This is a genomic window from Blattabacterium cuenoti, from assembly GCF_014251775.1.
In the GTDB taxonomy this organism is placed as follows: domain Bacteria; phylum Bacteroidota; class Bacteroidia; order Flavobacteriales; family Blattabacteriaceae; genus Blattabacterium; species Blattabacterium cuenoti_H.
On sequence record NZ_CP059199.1, the window covers coordinates 286192 to 302428 of the forward strand.

Below are 16237 nucleotides of genomic sequence, written 5' to 3' on the forward strand. Positions count from 1 at the left end.
GGTTTTTTTTTTCATATAGAAAACAGTATATTTAAAAATAAAAATATTAAAGTGGTGATTATAATCATTCAAAAAAAATCAATAGCATAATAATTGCCATTTGCATCGTTTAAATATAAAATCTATTTTTTTTTTATGTTACTAAAAAATATATTTTCCGAATCTGGATTCGAATCTGAAGCTGAATTCATTCCATTAATGAATCAAGATGAAGAAGATCAGCTACTAAAAGATGATATTCCTAAACAGTTAGGTATATTAACAGTAAGAAATATGGTTTTATATTCTGGTATTGTTTTTCCAATCATAGCAGGAAGAAGTGGATCGATTCGATTATTACAAGATGCCTATGAATCGGATAAAACAGTAGGAGTATTAACTCAAAAAAATCCTGGAATTGAAAAAGTTTTAGAAAAGGATTTATATTCTATTGGGACCGTAGCTAAAATACTAAAATTATTAAAAATGCCTGATGGAAATACTACTGTTATTTTACAAGGAAAAAAACGATTTAAAGTTAATCGTTTTACACAAAATCATCCATATTTCAAAGCTGAAATAATTGCTTTAGAAGAAAAAAAACCTTCTTGTAAGGATAAAGAATATATTGCTTTAGTAGATTCAATAAAAGAAATTTCTATAAAAATAGTTCAAGATAATCCAAATATACCATCAGAAGCTAGTATTGCCATACGAAATATTGAAAGTCCATCTTTTCTAATAAACTTTGTAGCGGCTAATATGAACTTAAATACTAGGGATAAACAAAAATTATTAGAATATGATGATTTAAAAAAAAGAGCAATGGAGGAATTGCGCTTTTTAAATAAAGAACATCAGCAAATTCAATTAAAAAATGATATACAATCCCGTGTTAGAAATGATATGGATCAACAACAAAGAGAATATTTTTTACACCAACAAATTAAAGCCATCCAAGAGGAGTTAGGGGATATTTCTTATGAAAAAGAATTTGAAGAAATGCGTATTAAAGCTTCTCAAAAAAAATGGTCTCAAGAAGCAAAAGAACAATTTAATAGAGAATTCTTAAAAATGCAAAGAACTACTCCACAAATGCCTGAATATACGGTACAAAGGAATTATTTAGAATTCATGATCGATTTACCTTGGGAAAAATGTTCAACAGATAATTTCGATTTAGAATATGCACAAAAAATATTGGATAGAGATCATTATGGTTTAGAAAAAATAAAAGTAAGAATTATAGAATATTTAGCCGTATTAAAGTTGAGAAAAGATATGCGTTCACCTATTTTATGTTTTTATGGACCACCTGGGGTTGGAAAAACTTCATTAGGAAAATCTATAGCAACTGCTATTAAAAGAAAATATGTTCGTATTTCTGTAGGAGGAATGCATGATGAATCCGAAATTCGTGGTCATAGAAGAACTTACATTGGTGCTATGCCGGGAAGATTATTACAATCGATTAGAAAAATAGGGACCTCTAATCCTGTTTTTGTAATTGATGAAATTGATAAAATGGTAATAGGTCCCAATGGTGATCCGGCATCCGCTATGTTAGAGGTATTAGATCCTGAACAAAATACATCGTTTTATGATAATTTTTTAGAAATAGGATATGATTTATCAAAAGTTTTATTTATAGCTACTGCAAATAGTATTTCACATATTCCACATGCATTACTAGATAGAATGGAGATTGTAAATATCAACGGATATACATTAGAAGAAAAATCTAAAATAGCAAAAAAACATATAGTACCTAAACAATTAAAAGAAAACGGTTTAAAAAAATCTGATTTAATTCTAGGAATTAAACAGATCAAAAATATTATTGAAAATTATACTAGAGAATCTGGATTGAGATCTTTGGAAAAAAAAATTGCAAAATTAACACGTTATGTAGCTAAGAATATCGCTATGGATAAAAAATATACCAAACGTATGAATATTGAAAAGATAGAAAGCATATTAGGATCTCCAAAAAAACCTAGTATTTATGAAGGTAATAATACGCCTGGAGTAGTTACTGGTCTAGCTTGGACTAATTTTGGAGGTGATATACTATATATAGAATCTATTTTATCTCAAGGAAGTGGTGATTTAAGTATTACTGGAAATTTAGGAGAAATTATGAAAGAATCTGCTACAATAGCTTTACAATATATTAAGGCTCATTATAAAGAATTTAATATAGATCCTAAAATGTTTGAAGAAAAAAATGTACATATTCACGTACCTGAAGGTGCAGTTCCTAAAGATGGACCTTCAGCTGGAATAACAATGTTAACTTCAATGGTTTCATGCTATACCAATAGAAAATTAAAACCTTATTTAGCAATGACTGGAGAGATAACTCTAAGAGGAGCAGTATTACCTGTAGGAGGGATTCAAGAAAAGATATTAGCGGCTAAAAGAGCTAATATTCAAGAAATTATTCTATCATATGCAAATAAAAAAGATGTAGAGGAGATTAAACCAGAACATTTAAAAGGATTAACTTTTGATTATGTAAAAAATATGAATGATGTAATTAATATATCTCTATTGTAACAAATGAATCAACAAAAAAAAAAATACAATGAATATCTAATTAAATTAGCAAAAAAATACGGAACTCCACTATATATATATGATTCTTATAAAATAAAAAAACAATACCAAAAAATGGTAAATTCTTTTAGTGGAATAAAAAAACTGATAATAAATTATGCTTGTAAAGCAAATACCAATCTAAATATATTAAAATTATTTCATACTTTAGGAAGTGGATTAGATACAGTTTCTATCCAAGAAATAGAAATAGGATTAAAAGCAGGATTTAATCCAAAAAAAATTATATTTACTCCTAATTGTGTTTCTATTCAAGAGATAAAAAAAGCTGTAGAACTAGGAGTTAGAATTAATCTAGATAATTTATCGATATTAGAACAATTTGGATATCACTTTCCTAATTATTCTATAGGAATAAGAATAAATCCTCATATAATGGCGGGAGGAAATAAAAAAATTTCAGTAGGTCATATTGATTCTAAATTTGGGATTTCTCATTATCAAATTCCTCATGTAAAAAGAATATTAAAAAATACTGGATTAAAAGTTGAAGGATTTCATATGCATACTGGATCTGATATATCAGATCCTAAATATTTTTTAGAAGGAGCAAAAATTCTCTTTCAAATAGCTATAGAATTTCCTAAAATTGATTATATTGATTTAGGAAGTGGATTTAAAGTGCCATATAAAAAAGAAGATATAAAAACAGATCTTTATTCGTTGAGTAAAATAATAACCAATGAATTCAATAATTTTTTCCAAAATTATATAAATAAAAATTTTATTACTTTAATATTTGAACCAGGAAAATTTTTAGTTAGTGAATCTGGATATTTTTTAGTAAGTGTAAATGTAATCAAACATACTACTTCTACTGTATTTGCTGGAGTAGATTCAGGATTTAATCATTTTATTAGGCCTATGTTCTATGATGCATATCATTGCATAGAGAATATTTCTAATCCAAATGGATGTTTTAGGTTGTACACAGTGGTAGGTTATATTTGTGAATCTGATACCTTTGGATTCAATAGAAAAATTTCTGAAATTCATGAAGGAGATATTTTATGTATTAAAAATGCAGGTGCTTATTGTTTTTCTATGTCATCTAATTATAACTCCCGTTATAGACCATCTGAAGTGATGCTTTTGAATGGAAAAGATTTTTTAATAAGAAAAAGGGAAACTATGCAAGATCTTTTAAAAAATATAATTGAAATTCCAATTTCTTGAATATGTTGTATAATCTATGGAGAGATGGCAGAGTGGTTAATTGCGGCGGTCTTGAAAACCGTTGAGGTTTGTTGCCTCCGGGGGTTCGAATCCCTCTCTCTCCGTTTTTTTAAAAAAATTAATTTTATATATTTTTTAATTTTTTTAGTTGTTTTTCTATACTTTCATTTTCTATCTTACTAAAGAGTAATTCTTTTTTTCCTAAAATATGTCCAGGATATATTATGTTTTCTGTATTTTCAATTTGATTCCAAAAAAGTAATTTTAAACGAAGCATATTTAATAGTTTTTTGGATATAAAAGGAATAAAAAGTTCTGATATCTGAGCTAACATTGCAGTAATTTGCATGGATACATACAAAATAGTATTGATACGTTTTTTTTTATTTTCCTTCCATGGTTTTTCATCAGTTAAATATTTGTTACCCATTCTAGCTAAATCCATAAAACATTTTATGGAGTCTTTAAATCTAAAAGATTCTATAAATTTTCCTATTTTTTTTGGACAATCTCTAACTTTTTTTAGAATATTTTTATCATTTTCATAAAAAAATTCGGGTTTAGGAACTATTTTATTATTATATTTTTTTACCATAGTCATGCATCTATTCACAAAATTTCCTAATATAGAAACTAACTCTGTATTATTTTTTATTTGAAAATTTTTCCAACTAAAATTAGTATCTTTTTTTTCTGGCATATTTCTTATCAAAACATAACGTAATGTATCTTGTTGATTTGGAAAATCTTTTAAATATTCATGGCCCCAAACAGCCCAATTTTTAGAAGTAGATATTTTTTTATTTTCTAAATTAAGAAATTCATTAGCTAATACTTGATGGGGTAAAATATATCCTTTATTGTATGCTTTTAAAATAACTGGAAAAATTATAGAATGAAATATAATATTATCTTTTCCAATAAATTGAATCAATTTAGTGTCATTGTCTTTCCAATAACTGCACCAATTAGTTTGATTCCGATTAGACCATTCTATAGTAGAAGAAATATAACCGATAGGAGCTTCAAACCAAACATATAAAACTTTTCCTTTTCTATAAGGGACAGGAATTCCCCAATTTAAATCTCTAGTTATTGCTCTAGATTTTAGTCCTTGATCTAACCAAGATTTAGCTTGTCCATAAACATTTATTTTCCAATCTTTTTTATGATTAATTAAAATCCAATTTTTCAAAAAATCTTGATAATGATTTAAAGGAAAATACCAATGTTTTGTTTTTTTTAATATAGGAGTACTACCACTTATAGTAGATTTAGGATTAATCAAATCATTAGGTTCTAATGAAATTCCGCAATTTTCACATTGGTCTCCATAAGCATCTTCTTTTTTACAATTAGGACAGGTTCCAGATATAAATCGATCTGCTAGAAATTGTTCATATTTATTATCGTAATATTGATCAGATATTTTTTCAAATATTTTTTTTTTTTTACGAAATTCTTTGAAAAAAGAAATAGAAGTTTGATAATGAATTTTTTTTGAAGTTCTTGAATAATTATCAAATATTATTCCAAAATTTTTAAAACAATCTCTAATCATAGAATGATACTTATTGATGATTTCTTTAGGAGTCTTTTTTTCTTTTTTAGCCTGTATTGAAATAGGGACTCCATGTTCATCTGATCCAGATATAAAAATAACATCTTTTTGATTTCTCCTAAGAAAACGAACAAAAATATCCGCAGGTAAATAAACTCCAGCTAAATGACCAATATGAATGGGGCCATTTGCATATGGTAAAGCCGCTGTAACTATATATTTACTAATTTTTTTCATATACAAAAAAAATAATAATTTAAGGAATTATACATATATCAATTTAAATTATGTTATGAAAAAAAAATTATTTTTAATAGATGCATTTTCTATTATTTATCAAAGTTATTATGCCTATAATAAAAATCCACTTTTGACATCTTTTGGACTGAATACTTCACCTATTATAAAATTTATGTATTTATTGATGGATTTATTAATGGAAGAAAATTCCAATTATATGGCAGTTATTTTTGATAGTAATCAAGAAAATTTTCGAAAAAAAAAATATGAAAAATATAAAGCAAATAGAAAAAAAACTCCAATAGCTATTCAAATAGCTATTCCTTATATTCTAAAAATTTTAAAAGCTTTTAAAATTTTATTTATTTATTCCAATCATGGATATGAAGCGGATGATATTATCGGAACTATTTCTCATAAAGCTGAAAATAAAGGATATATTGTTTATATTATTTCTTTAGATAAGGATTTCTTGCAATTAGTAACAAATAATATTAAAGTTTATTTTCCACCTTTTAAAGGAAATCCAAAAAAAATATTAGAAATAAACGATGTTAAAAATAAATTTGGAATTGATCATCCAAAACAGGTTATAGATTTATGGAGTATGATGGGAGATTATTCTGATAATATTCCTGGATTACCTGGAATAGGAGAAAAAAATGCAAAAAAATTTTTAAAAAAATTTGGAAGTATTGAAGAATTATTTAATTCCATTAACCAATTAGATAAAAAAATTGGAGAAAAAATTCGATCATATAAAAAAATGGGGTTATTATTTAAACAATTAATTACTATTCATACTAATATTCCATATTTTAACTTCAATGAAAAGGATTTTTATATAAAAAAACCAACATTATATTCTATACAAAAAATATTTGAAGAACTAGAATTCCGTAGATTATTAAAAAAAGTATATCAGTACTATAAAAAAAACAATAACTATTATTTATAGATATTATGTTTATTAATATAATTCCATACTTCTGGATTAAGCATAGATTGAACGTTTTTTCCTAATTTTATTGAACCACGAATAAAAGAAGAGGATATTTCAATAATAGGTGCGTTTTTTAAATAAGTTATTTTTTTATTTATTTTGAATACAGGAATAGAAAATTTTCCTATCCTAGGATAAACGAATATATCATATTCATTTAAAATAATCTTATAATTTTTCCATTTTTTGATAGAATCAATAACATCTTTTCCAAAAAGAAGAGAAAATTTAATAGTAGGATATTTTTCTTTAATACGATTTAAAGTATGAATAGTATAAGAAGGATAAAATCCTGATTCAATATCTAATACATTCATCTTTCTAAAATTAGATACAGCTATACGTACAAATTTTTCTCTAATTTCATAGTCCAGAAGACATTTCTTAAATGGATTTTGGGGTGAAACTACAAACCAAACATATTTTATATTTTCTAAAAATTCTACAATATAATTAGCAATAATAATATGACCCAAATGAATCGGGTTAAATGACCCAAAATAAAGTATTATTTTCATAATAAATATAATAAAAAGTTATGTTTATGTTAATATATCTTTTATTGAGTAATAAATAATAATAGAATTAAATAAATGAATAATGAAAAAATATAAATCATCTATAAAAAATAAAAGAGAAAATATAAAAAATATTATTATTAGTTTTTTTTTATTAGGGACAAGTATTTTTTTTAGTCTAAGTTTTTTATCATTTTTTTTTCATTGGGAAAATGATCAAAGTCAAATAATAAATTTTTTGTCAAAAGAAACAATAACAGAAAATTTACTAGGAAAAATTGGAGCTATTATTTCTCATTATTTTATTTATTATGGGATAGGAATTAGTGCTATATTTATACCAATTTTATTGTTTATAACTGGATTAATAATTTTAATTCAAAAAAAATTTATAATAAACAATTTTTACAAATCCATTACATATAATTTTATATTTTTAAGCATTTGGATTCCTATAACTTCGTATTTTATTATTCCAAATGAAGGAGGTGTATTTTGCGGAGTTTTTGGATTTGAAATAGGTAATTTATTCGTTTATTTATTCGGAACAATAGGATCTTATATCATCCTTATAATAAGTATGATCGTTTATATCAACATTATCTATTCTAACATAGAAAAAAAAATAAGATATAGAAAAATATTGTTCCAAAATTTTTCATTTCTAAAAAATTTAAAAATGAAAAATTATAAAAAAAAAATAGTTTTCAATTATAATGATGATTATCGTATAAGTTATCCAATAATAAAACATAAAAAAAATACAATAAAATTATTAGATATAGAAAAAAATGTAGAATTCAATAAAAAAAAAATAATTAAAATTCTTAACTATTATCAAATAAAAATATCTCAAATAAATGCTATAATAGGTCCTACAATTATTTTGTATGAAATATCTCCTCATATAGGAGTTCGTATATCTAAAATAAAAAATTTAGAAAGGGAAATTGCTTTGAATTTATCGGCTCAATCTATAAGAATTATAGCTCCGATACCTGGAAAAAGTACTATAGGAATAGAAATTCCTAATAAAAAACGTCATATTGTACATATCAATGATATTCTTTTTTCAGAAGAAAATAAAAAAAAAAGTTGTAGTATGGAACTACCTATATCATTAGGAAAAACAATTTTTAATGAAAACTTTATAGTAGATTTAACAGAAATGCCTCATTTACTTATAGCAGGATCCACTGGACAGGGGAAATCTGTAGGATTAAATGCAATAATAATTTTTCTATTATATAATAAAAATCCAGAAGAAATAAAATTTATTTTGATTGATCCAAAAAAAGTTGAACTATCTATATACAAAAAAATATCAAAATATTATTTTGCAATGTTTCCAAACTATACAGGAAATAATGTAATATCAGATTTAGATGAAATAGAAAACATACTGGATTCCTTATGTAAGGAAATGGAAAAAAGATATAACATTTTAGAACGATACAAAGTAAGAAATATAATAGAATATAATAAAAAAGAATGCAAAAATAAATCAAAATTACCTTATATAATATTAATGATTGATGAATTCGCAGATATATTGTCATATAAATCTAAAAAAACAAAAATAATTGAAAAGTATCTAATCCGTTTAGCTCAACTAGCTAGAGCCGTAGGGATACATTTAATTATCGCTACACAACGTCCATCAGTAGATGTTATTACTGGATTAATAAAATCTAATTTTACTGCAAGAATTGCATTTAAAGTAGGATCTAAAATAGATTCTATAACTATACTAGACTGTACGGGGGCTGAAAAATTAGTAGGAAAAGGAGATTTATTATTTTCCAATAAAAATGAAATAATCCGTTTACAATGTCCTTTTATAGATTCATCATACATTCAAAAAATTGTCAATTATTACAATAGATACTGTAATAAAAAAAAAGAATATTTTTTACCAAATCCTGGTAAAAATAAATAATAAAGTAGCGTAAGTTCAGTTATAAGTTAACTTATAAAAAAGTAAAAAAATATTAAATATGATTATTTTTTATCCCCATAAAAACTTTAAAAGTTTATCTAATGTTGAAAAAGCAATCAACGATATAAAAAAAGGAAAAGTTATTATTGTAGTTGATGATAAAAATAGAGAAAATGAAGGAGATTTTATAGTTGCAGCTGAAAAAATAACTCCCAGCATTGTTAATTTTTTTATCACTCATGGTCGTGGGTTAGTTTGTGTCTCTTTAACAGAGGAAAAATGTGATCAGCTAAAACTGAAAATGATGGTAAAAAATAATACAGACCCAAACAAAACCGCTTTTACAGTTTCTGTAGATTTACGTGGATATGGTGTCAGTACTGGAATTTCTGTTCATGATCGAGCAAAAACAATATTGGCACTGGTAAATGAAAAAAATCCTGATTTATTTAATAAACCAGGACATATTTTTCCATTACGTGCAAAAAAAGGTGGTGTCTTAGAAAGACCTGGACATACAGAAGCTGCTATAGATTTAACTAAAATGGCTGGATGTAGTCCGGGTGGAGTTTTAGTTGAAATATTAAATACAGATGGATCTATGGCTAGATGGCCAAAACTTATAAAGTTAGCAAAAAAATTGAATATGAAAATTCTATCAATAGAAGATATCATAAAATATAAAAAATATAGCGGTCTGGACGGGACTTGAACCCGCGACCCCATGCGTGACAGGCATGTATTCTAACCAACTGAACTACCAGACCCATCAATCAAACCATCCAATTTATTTTGAATAGATTCTTTAGATGCTATTCCAATATGGATATCTTTTTTTATACCATTTTTAAAAAAAATAATAGTCGGAATACTTCTTATATTATACTTAGAAGAAGATTTAGGATTATTATCAACATTTAATTTAAAAAATAACGATTTTTTTTTATATTCTAAAAATATCTCTTCTAATAAAATAGAAAGAGATCTACAAGGAGCACACCATGGGGCCCAAAAATCTACTAAAATAGGTTTATTGGACTTGGAATGTACTACCAATTTATCAAAATCAGTATCGTTAATTTCTTGTAACATATTTTATATGAAAAAAACAATAAAACAAATTTACCTTTTTTTTCCGTAAATTCAAAAGCTAAAATCTTTTAACAAACGAATATAAATATCTATTCCTTCCATAATTTCCGTTATTAATATATATTCATTAGATGTATGAGAACGTAAACTATCTCCTACTCCCATTTTAATAGTAGAAAATGGCATAACACTTTGATCAGAAAGAGTGGGAGATCCATAGGTTTTTATCCCTATGGATTTAGCTTTTAATACAATAGGATGTTTTGGATTTATAAAAGAAGAGTTTAAATGATAAGAACGTGGATATATTCTGGAAAAAATTTTTTTTTGTATGATATCTATTAATTCTTTATTATTATATAAATCATTAGTTCTAATATCTATAACAAAAGAACAAATATCAGGAATAACATTATGTTGAATACCTCCATGGATTTGAGTGATATTCAATGTTGTTTTACCTAAAAGTTTAGATGTTCTCTTAAAAGAAAAATTTTTCAAAAACTCTATATCTCTGGTAGCTATATAAATAGCATTTATTCCACTATTTCTAGCAGAATGGCTAGTTTTTCCTTCAGCAATACAATCTAAGACCATTAAACCTTTTTCTGCAATAGCTACTTGCATTTTTGTTGGTTCTCCTATAATTCCCAAATCTATTTTTCCCAATTCTGGAAGTATTGAAGATACCCCAGAAGATCCTGATATTTCTTCTTCTGCAGTAATGGAAAGTATTAATCTATATGGTAACTCTGATAATTTGCTTAAATATATAAAGGTAGATATCATAGATACGACTGATCCACCAGCATCATTACTTCCTAAACCGATTAATTTATCACCTTTTTTTACAGATTTAAAAGGATTTGTAATCCAGTTTTTTCCTGGTTTTACGGTATCATGATGAGAATTTAATAATATAGTTCGCAACAATTTACTTTTGGAATAATTAATGTTTTCTGTCCAAATATTGTTGAATCTTCTATTAACACTAAACCCATACCTACTAAGATAATTTTCTATTAAAAAAGATACTTGATATTCTTGTTTAGAAAGAGAAGGAGTATTAATCATACTCATCAGTAATTGAATGGCTTCTTTCTTTAATAGATTCATATTAACTACAGACATAGTATAGTTTTTTTACTGGAATCCATTAAATAATTAGGTAATCCAATACTTACTTTAGATACTCCATTTTTTAATGCAAAAAAAGCATTTTCCAATTTAGGGATCATACCACCAAAAACAAAATTATTTTGTATTATTTCTTGAAATAAAGAAAAATTTATTTTTCTAAAATAAGAATTAGAATCATCTATTTTTCGTAAAACTCCTATTTTATCAAAACAAAAATGTAATTCTATACTACATTTTTGTTTTGATAAAGAAACCGCAATATTAGAAGCAATAGTATCTGCATTTGTATTCAAAAGATTTCCCATACCATCATGAGTTATCGAACAAAATACAGGTGTTATATTATTCCTTAATAATAATTTTATAAAATTGGTATTGATATCTTTACTTTCTTTGATATCTCCTACATATCCATAATTTATATCATTGACTTTTTCACGTATATAAGATTTAATACAATTACCATCTGCACCACATAACCCAATTGCATTACAATGATAATATTGTAATAAAGAAACAATATTCTTATTAAGAACTCCTGCATAAGTCATAACAACTATATCTAAAGTTGTTTTATCTGTTATCCTTCTACCTTGTATTATTTTTTTAGGAATATTCATTTGATCTAAAAAATAATCTGCTTTACTACCTCCTCCATGAACTAATATTTTAGATCCTTTTAGTTTACAAAAATAACTGATAGAAATATTCAGCAATTTTTTGTCATGAATTAACCTACCCCCCATTTTTACTACATGAATTTTCATAAAAACTGTAAAATTTTTAAAAATATTATCTGTGCAGCATAAATTCTGTTATTTGCTTGTTCTAAGATAATAGAATCATTACTATCTAAAACTGAATCTTCCACTACTATATTCCTCCTAACTGGTAAACAATGCATGAATTTAGCTTTATTTGTAATTTTCATTTTATCTTCGGTAATCATCCAATTATCATCTATATCAATAACTTTTCCATAGTTTGAAAAACTACTCCAGTTTTTCGCATAAATAAAGTTTGCATTTTTAAATGCTTCATATTGATTATGAAATATTTTAGCATGGTTAGAAAATTTTTCATGAAGATTATATTCTTTTGGACATGCAATAATAAAATCTATTTCCTTTATTTTAGAAATCCATTGAGAAAAAGAGTTCGCTACAGAATGAGGTAATGACTTAATATGAGGGGCCCAGCTTAACACTACTTTACATTTACTCTTAAAAAAAGAACTATATTCCGCAATTGTAATTACATCCGCTAAAGATTGTAAAGGATGTAAAGTAGCGCTTTCTAAATTTACTACTGGTACTTTAGAATAAAGTAATATTTTTTTAAATAAAATTTCATTATAATCATAATCTTTATCGAATAAATTCGGAAATGTTCTGACTGCAAGTATATCACAATATAAACTCATAACAGAAATAGCTTCTTTAATATGTTCCTGTGTATTTATCATTATATTTCCATCATCCATTTCAATTTTCCAAGAATCCTTATTAATATCTAATACCCAAACATTACATCCTAAATTGAAAGCTGCTTTTTGACAACTTATTCTAGTCCGTAATGAAGGATTAAAAAACACTAATCCAATTGTTTTATTTTTTCCTATTTTTTGGAATAAAAATGGCTTCTTCTTAAGAAGAAGAGATTCATTAATAATATCATATACATTGATAACATCTTCCACACTGAAAAAATTTTTCATAAATCATATCATATTTTATATTCATTCCAAGATTTTATTAAAAGTTTTTCCATAGATAAATTACAAAATGCTTGTATAAAAGCTTTAGCTAAACGAGTATTAGTAATTAGAGGAATGTTAAAGTCTACAGCACAACGTCTTATAGTATAATCATTATCTAATTCTTTTTTTCTAAGATTTTTAGGAATATTTATAATAAGATCCAATTTTCTATTTTTTATTAATTCAAGTACATTAGATCGTGATTTTATGTTAGGCCAATCAACTTTTATTGATGGAATTCTATTTTTTAATAGAAAATTATTAGTTCCTTCTGTTGAAAATAATATATAACCTTTATAATGTAACAATTTTAATACTTCTAAAAGTTCATTTTTAGATTCAATAGGACCACCAGATATTAATACATTTTTCTTTGGAATAGTATAACCGACAGAAATCATAGATTTTAAAAGAGCTTCATGGAAGGTATCTCCTAAACATGCTACCTCTCCGGTAGAAGCCATATCTACTCCTAATATAGGATCTGCGTTTTGTAAACGAGAAAAAGAAAACTGAGAGGCTTTAACCCCAAAAAATTTTTTTTTATACAAAAAATTTGAATCTACTTTGCATTTCTTAATTCCAAGAATTACCTGAGTAGCAATATCTATCATATTAAAATGAGAAATTTTAGATACAAAAGGAAAGCTTCTGGAAGCTCTTAAATTACATTCAATTACTTTTAATTCATTTTTTTTATATAAAAATTGAATGTTAAAAGGACCAGATATACCAAAATATTTTGATATTTTATTAGATATATGAATGATTTTATTTAATGTAGATGTAGAAATGTTATACGGAGGATAAACCAATGTTGCATCACCTGAATGTACTCCTGCAAACTCTACGTGCTCTGATATAGCGTTATATATAATTTTTCCATTTTGAGAAACAGCATCTAACTCAATTTCTTTTGCATTTTGTATAAATTCTGTAATGATTAATGGATATTTTGGAGATATATATGATTTTCTTTGATTCATATAATAAATTAATTCTTCTTTATTAGAAATAACACTCATATCGGATCCTGAAAGTACATAAGATGGTCTTATCAAAATAGGATAATCTACCTTTTTGATAAATTGTAAAATACTATCAAAATCAGATAATTCTTTCCATTTTGGTTGTTGTATTCTCAAATAATCCATAATTCTTGAAAACTTATATCTATTTTCTACTTTATCGATAGCAATCGGGGAAGTTCCTAAAATTTTTACTTTTTTCTTGTAAAGTTTTATAACTAAATTGTTAGGGATTTGACCACCCATAGAAACAATAGTACCTTTAGGATTTTCTAAATCAATAATATCTAATATCCGTTCTAAAGTAAGTTCTTCAAAATATAATCTATCGCATATATCAAAATCAGTACTTACTGTTTCTGGATTGTAATTAATGATTATAGATCTATAAGATTTTTTTTTGATAGTATTTAGTGCATTTACACAACACCAGTCAAATTCCACACTACTTCCAATTCTATAAACTCCAGATCCCAATGTTATTACAGAATTTTTATCGTTTTCATAAGATATATCATGTTGAATGGCATGATAAGTTAAATATAAATAGTTAGTTTTTGAAGGATATTCAGCCGCTAAAGTATCAATTTGTCTAACATAGGGAATGATATTTTTTATTTTTCTATATTCTCTTATTTCTTCTTCTAAATCCGAGATACTTTTATTTTCTTTTTTGATAAAAAAACTAGCTATTTGTATATCTGAAAATCCTTTTTTCTTTGCTTTCCACAATAAATCGTCTGGTATATCTTTCCAAGAATTAAAAGAATCTATTTCTTTTTTTATTTTAAAAATATTATTCAATTGATATAAAAACCATGGATCTATTTTAGTAAGATAGTGTATTTCTTTAATAGTAAAACCTTTTTCTAAAGCATCTTCGATTAAGAATATTCTTTGATCAGTAGGATTTTTAAGAAATTCTCGTAATAACTGACTAGATAACAATTTTTTTTTATGATTTATAAAACCTTGCATCCCTATGTCCAACATTCTAATTCCCTTTTGAATGGCTTCTTCAAAAGTAGCTCCAATTGCCATAATTTCTCCGACACTTTTCATACTACTTCCAATCTGATTAGATACACCGTAAAATTTTTTCAAATCCCATCTAGGAATTTTACATACTACATAATCTAAAGCTGGTTCAAAGAAAGCAGTAGTATTTTTTGTGACAGAATTTTTTAATTCGTGTAATCCATAACCCATCGATAATTTTGCTGCAATAAATGCTAAAGGATAACCTGTAGCCTTAGAAGCTAATGCACTGGATCTAGAAAGTCTTGCATTAATTTCAATAACTCTATAATCTTCTGATTTAGAACTTAAAGCAAATTGAATATTGCATTCTCCAATAATATTAAAGTTTCTAGCTATACGTATAGCTAGCTTTCTAAGAAAAAAATATTCATCATTTGTTAACGTTTGCGATGGAGCCACTACAATACTTTCTCCGGTATGAATACCTATGGGATCTAAATTTTCCATATTACATACAGCAATACAATTATCATATTTATCTCTAACTATTTCATATTCTACCTCTTTCCATCCTTCTAGGTATTCTTCTACAATAACTTGAGAAGAATATGAAAAAGATTTTCTAATTAACTGATTTAAATCATGAATGTTTTTAGAAAATCCACTTCCTAAACCTCCAAGAGTATAGGCAGATCGAACAATAACAGGAAATCCTATTTCTAAAGAGTGATAAATAGCATCATCTATAGAATTTACTACAAAACTTTTTGCAGTTTTTATGTTAATATCGCTTAACCTATTTCTAAATAAATTTCTATCTTCGCTTTTAATAATTGACTCAATAGAAGTCCCCAATATTTTAATATTATATTGCTCTATAATACCTTCTTTAAAAAGTTGTATTCCGCAATTTAATGCAGTTTGTCCACCAAAAGATAATAATAGACCTTGAGGTCTTTCTTTTTTGATAACCTTTTTGATAAAGAATAAAGTTAAAGGAAGAAAATAAACCTTATCTGCAATTCCTTTAGAAGTTTGAACAGTAGCAATATTAGGATTAATTAATATAGTATAAATGCCTTCTTCTTTAAGAGCTTTTAACGCTTGTGTTCCAGAATAATCAAATTCTCCGGCTTCTCCAATTTTTAAAGCCCCAGAACCTAATAAAAGAACTTTATCTACTTTATTTTCATTCATCATAA

The 16237-nt window shown here is 25.6% G+C and carries 12 protein-coding genes and 2 tRNA genes; 6 read left to right on the forward strand and 8 right to left on the reverse strand.

All coding sequences use genetic code 11. From position 1 onward, the window contains the following. Positions 1-135 precede the first annotated feature (135 nt). The 3 genes from lon to H0H58_RS01410 all read left to right on the forward strand — a co-directional run bounded on the left by lon (position 136) and on the right by H0H58_RS01410 (position 3878). Positions 136-2538 carry an endopeptidase La gene (gene lon, locus H0H58_RS01400; protein WP_185864794.1) on the forward strand — a complete coding sequence of 801 codons (2403 nt, stop codon included), beginning with the start codon at positions 136-138 and terminating at the stop codon, positions 2536-2538. Between the two features lie 3 nt (positions 2539-2541). Further along, complete coding sequence (gene lysA, locus H0H58_RS01405) at positions 2542-3774, forward strand: diaminopimelate decarboxylase (RefSeq protein WP_185864795.1); 1233 nt, start codon at positions 2542-2544, stop codon at positions 3772-3774. Positions 3775-3792: 18 nt separating this feature from the next. Then, positions 3793-3878, forward strand: a tRNA-Ser gene (locus tag H0H58_RS01410). A gap of 20 nt (positions 3879-3898) precedes the next feature. On the opposite strand, the gene metG is transcribed toward H0H58_RS01410, so the two are convergent. Then, positions 3899-5572: a methionine--tRNA ligase gene (gene metG / locus H0H58_RS01415; protein WP_185864796.1), complete on the reverse strand. Its 1674-nt coding sequence runs from the start codon at positions 5570-5572 to the stop codon at positions 3899-3901. Between the two features lie 55 nt (positions 5573-5627). Between metG and H0H58_RS01420 the strand changes: the two genes are divergently transcribed. Further along, positions 5628-6533 carry a 5'-3' exonuclease gene (locus H0H58_RS01420; RefSeq protein WP_185864797.1) on the forward strand — a complete coding sequence of 302 codons (906 nt, stop codon included), beginning with the start codon at positions 5628-5630 and terminating at the stop codon, positions 6531-6533. Here H0H58_RS01420 and nadD read toward each other — a convergent pair. Beyond that, on the reverse strand, positions 6524-7096 hold the full coding sequence (nadD, locus tag H0H58_RS01425) for a nicotinate (nicotinamide) nucleotide adenylyltransferase (protein ID WP_185864798.1): 573 nt from the start codon (positions 7094-7096) through the stop codon (positions 6524-6526). The two genes, H0H58_RS01420 and nadD, sit on opposite strands and share 10 nt — an antisense overlap. Before the next feature lie 82 nt (positions 7097-7178). On the opposite strand from nadD, the gene H0H58_RS01430 reads away from it, so the two are divergent. Both H0H58_RS01430 and ribB read left to right on the forward strand, forming a co-directional pair. Then, positions 7179-9035, forward strand: a complete 1857-nt coding sequence (locus tag H0H58_RS01430; protein WP_185864799.1) for a DNA translocase FtsK 4TM domain-containing protein — start codon at positions 7179-7181, stop codon at positions 9033-9035. A 58-nt stretch (positions 9036-9093) separates the two neighbouring features. Continuing rightward, a complete protein-coding gene (gene ribB, locus H0H58_RS01435) occupies positions 9094-9747 on the forward strand; it encodes a 3,4-dihydroxy-2-butanone-4-phosphate synthase (protein ID WP_238785115.1) in 654 nt (217 codons plus the stop codon). Here ribB and H0H58_RS01440 read toward each other — a convergent pair. The 6 genes from H0H58_RS01440 to carB all read right to left on the reverse strand — a co-directional run bounded on the left by H0H58_RS01440 (position 9729) and on the right by carB (position 16232). Then, positions 9729-9802, reverse strand: a tRNA-Asp gene (locus tag H0H58_RS01440). The genes ribB and H0H58_RS01440 overlap by 19 nt on opposite strands. Next, positions 9780-10127 carry a thioredoxin gene (trxA, locus tag H0H58_RS01445; RefSeq protein ID WP_185864800.1) on the reverse strand — a complete coding sequence of 116 codons (348 nt, stop codon included), beginning with the start codon at positions 10125-10127 and terminating at the stop codon, positions 9780-9782. The genes H0H58_RS01440 and trxA overlap by 23 nt, the downstream gene beginning before the upstream one ends. Before the next feature lie 51 nt (positions 10128-10178). Then, the gene (locus tag H0H58_RS01450; RefSeq protein ID WP_185864801.1) at positions 10179-11258 is read right to left on the reverse strand and encodes a M20 family metallo-hydrolase; all 1080 of its coding nucleotides are present in this window, start codon (positions 11256-11258) and stop codon (positions 10179-10181) included. Beyond that, on the reverse strand, positions 11249-12034 hold the full coding sequence (argB, locus tag H0H58_RS01455) for an acetylglutamate kinase (protein ID WP_185864802.1): 786 nt from the start codon (positions 12032-12034) through the stop codon (positions 11249-11251). Before argB ends, H0H58_RS01450 begins: the two co-directional genes overlap by 10 nt. Beyond that, on the reverse strand, positions 12031-12984 hold the full coding sequence (locus H0H58_RS01460; RefSeq protein ID WP_185864803.1) for a Rossmann-fold NAD(P)-binding domain-containing protein: 954 nt from the start codon (positions 12982-12984) through the stop codon (positions 12031-12033). The genes argB and H0H58_RS01460 overlap by 4 nt, the downstream gene beginning before the upstream one ends. A gap of 8 nt (positions 12985-12992) precedes the next feature. Beyond that, positions 12993-16232: a carbamoyl-phosphate synthase (glutamine-hydrolyzing) large subunit gene (gene carB, locus H0H58_RS01465; protein WP_185864804.1), complete on the reverse strand. Its 3240-nt coding sequence runs from the start codon at positions 16230-16232 to the stop codon at positions 12993-12995. Positions 16233-16237 lie beyond the last annotated feature (5 nt).

Excerpts from the sequence above, each read along its gene's own strand:
- lysA (WP_185864795.1), top strand. The coding sequence starts at position 2,542 with ATGAATCAACAAAAAAAAAAATACAATGAATATCTAATTAAATTAGCA.
- ribB (WP_238785115.1), top strand. The coding sequence starts at position 9,094 with ATGATTATTTTTTATCCCCATAAAAACTTTAAAAGTTTATCTAATGTT.
- H0H58_RS01430 (WP_185864799.1), top strand. The coding sequence starts at position 7,179 with ATGAAAAAATATAAATCATCTATAAAAAATAAAAGAGAAAATATAAAA.
- lon (WP_185864794.1), top strand. The coding sequence starts at position 136 with ATGTTACTAAAAAATATATTTTCCGAATCTGGATTCGAATCTGAAGCT.
- H0H58_RS01450 (WP_185864801.1), bottom strand. The coding sequence starts at position 11,258 with ATGTCTGTAGTTAATATGAATCTATTAAAGAAAGAAGCCATTCAATTA.
- nadD (WP_185864798.1), bottom strand. The coding sequence starts at position 7,096 with ATGAAAATAATACTTTATTTTGGGTCATTTAACCCGATTCATTTGGGT.
- H0H58_RS01460 (WP_185864803.1), bottom strand. The coding sequence starts at position 12,984 with ATGAAAAATTTTTTCAGTGTGGAAGATGTTATCAATGTATATGATATT.
- trxA (WP_185864800.1), bottom strand. The coding sequence starts at position 10,127 with ATGTTACAAGAAATTAACGATACTGATTTTGATAAATTGGTAGTACAT.
- H0H58_RS01420 (WP_185864797.1), top strand. The coding sequence starts at position 5,628 with ATGAAAAAAAAATTATTTTTAATAGATGCATTTTCTATTATTTATCAA.
- carB (WP_185864804.1), bottom strand. The coding sequence starts at position 16,232 with ATGAATGAAAATAAAGTAGATAAAGTTCTTTTATTAGGTTCTGGGGCT.
- argB (WP_185864802.1), bottom strand. The coding sequence starts at position 12,034 with ATGAAAATTCATGTAGTAAAAATGGGGGGTAGGTTAATTCATGACAAA.
- metG (WP_185864796.1), bottom strand. The coding sequence starts at position 5,572 with ATGAAAAAAATTAGTAAATATATAGTTACAGCGGCTTTACCATATGCA.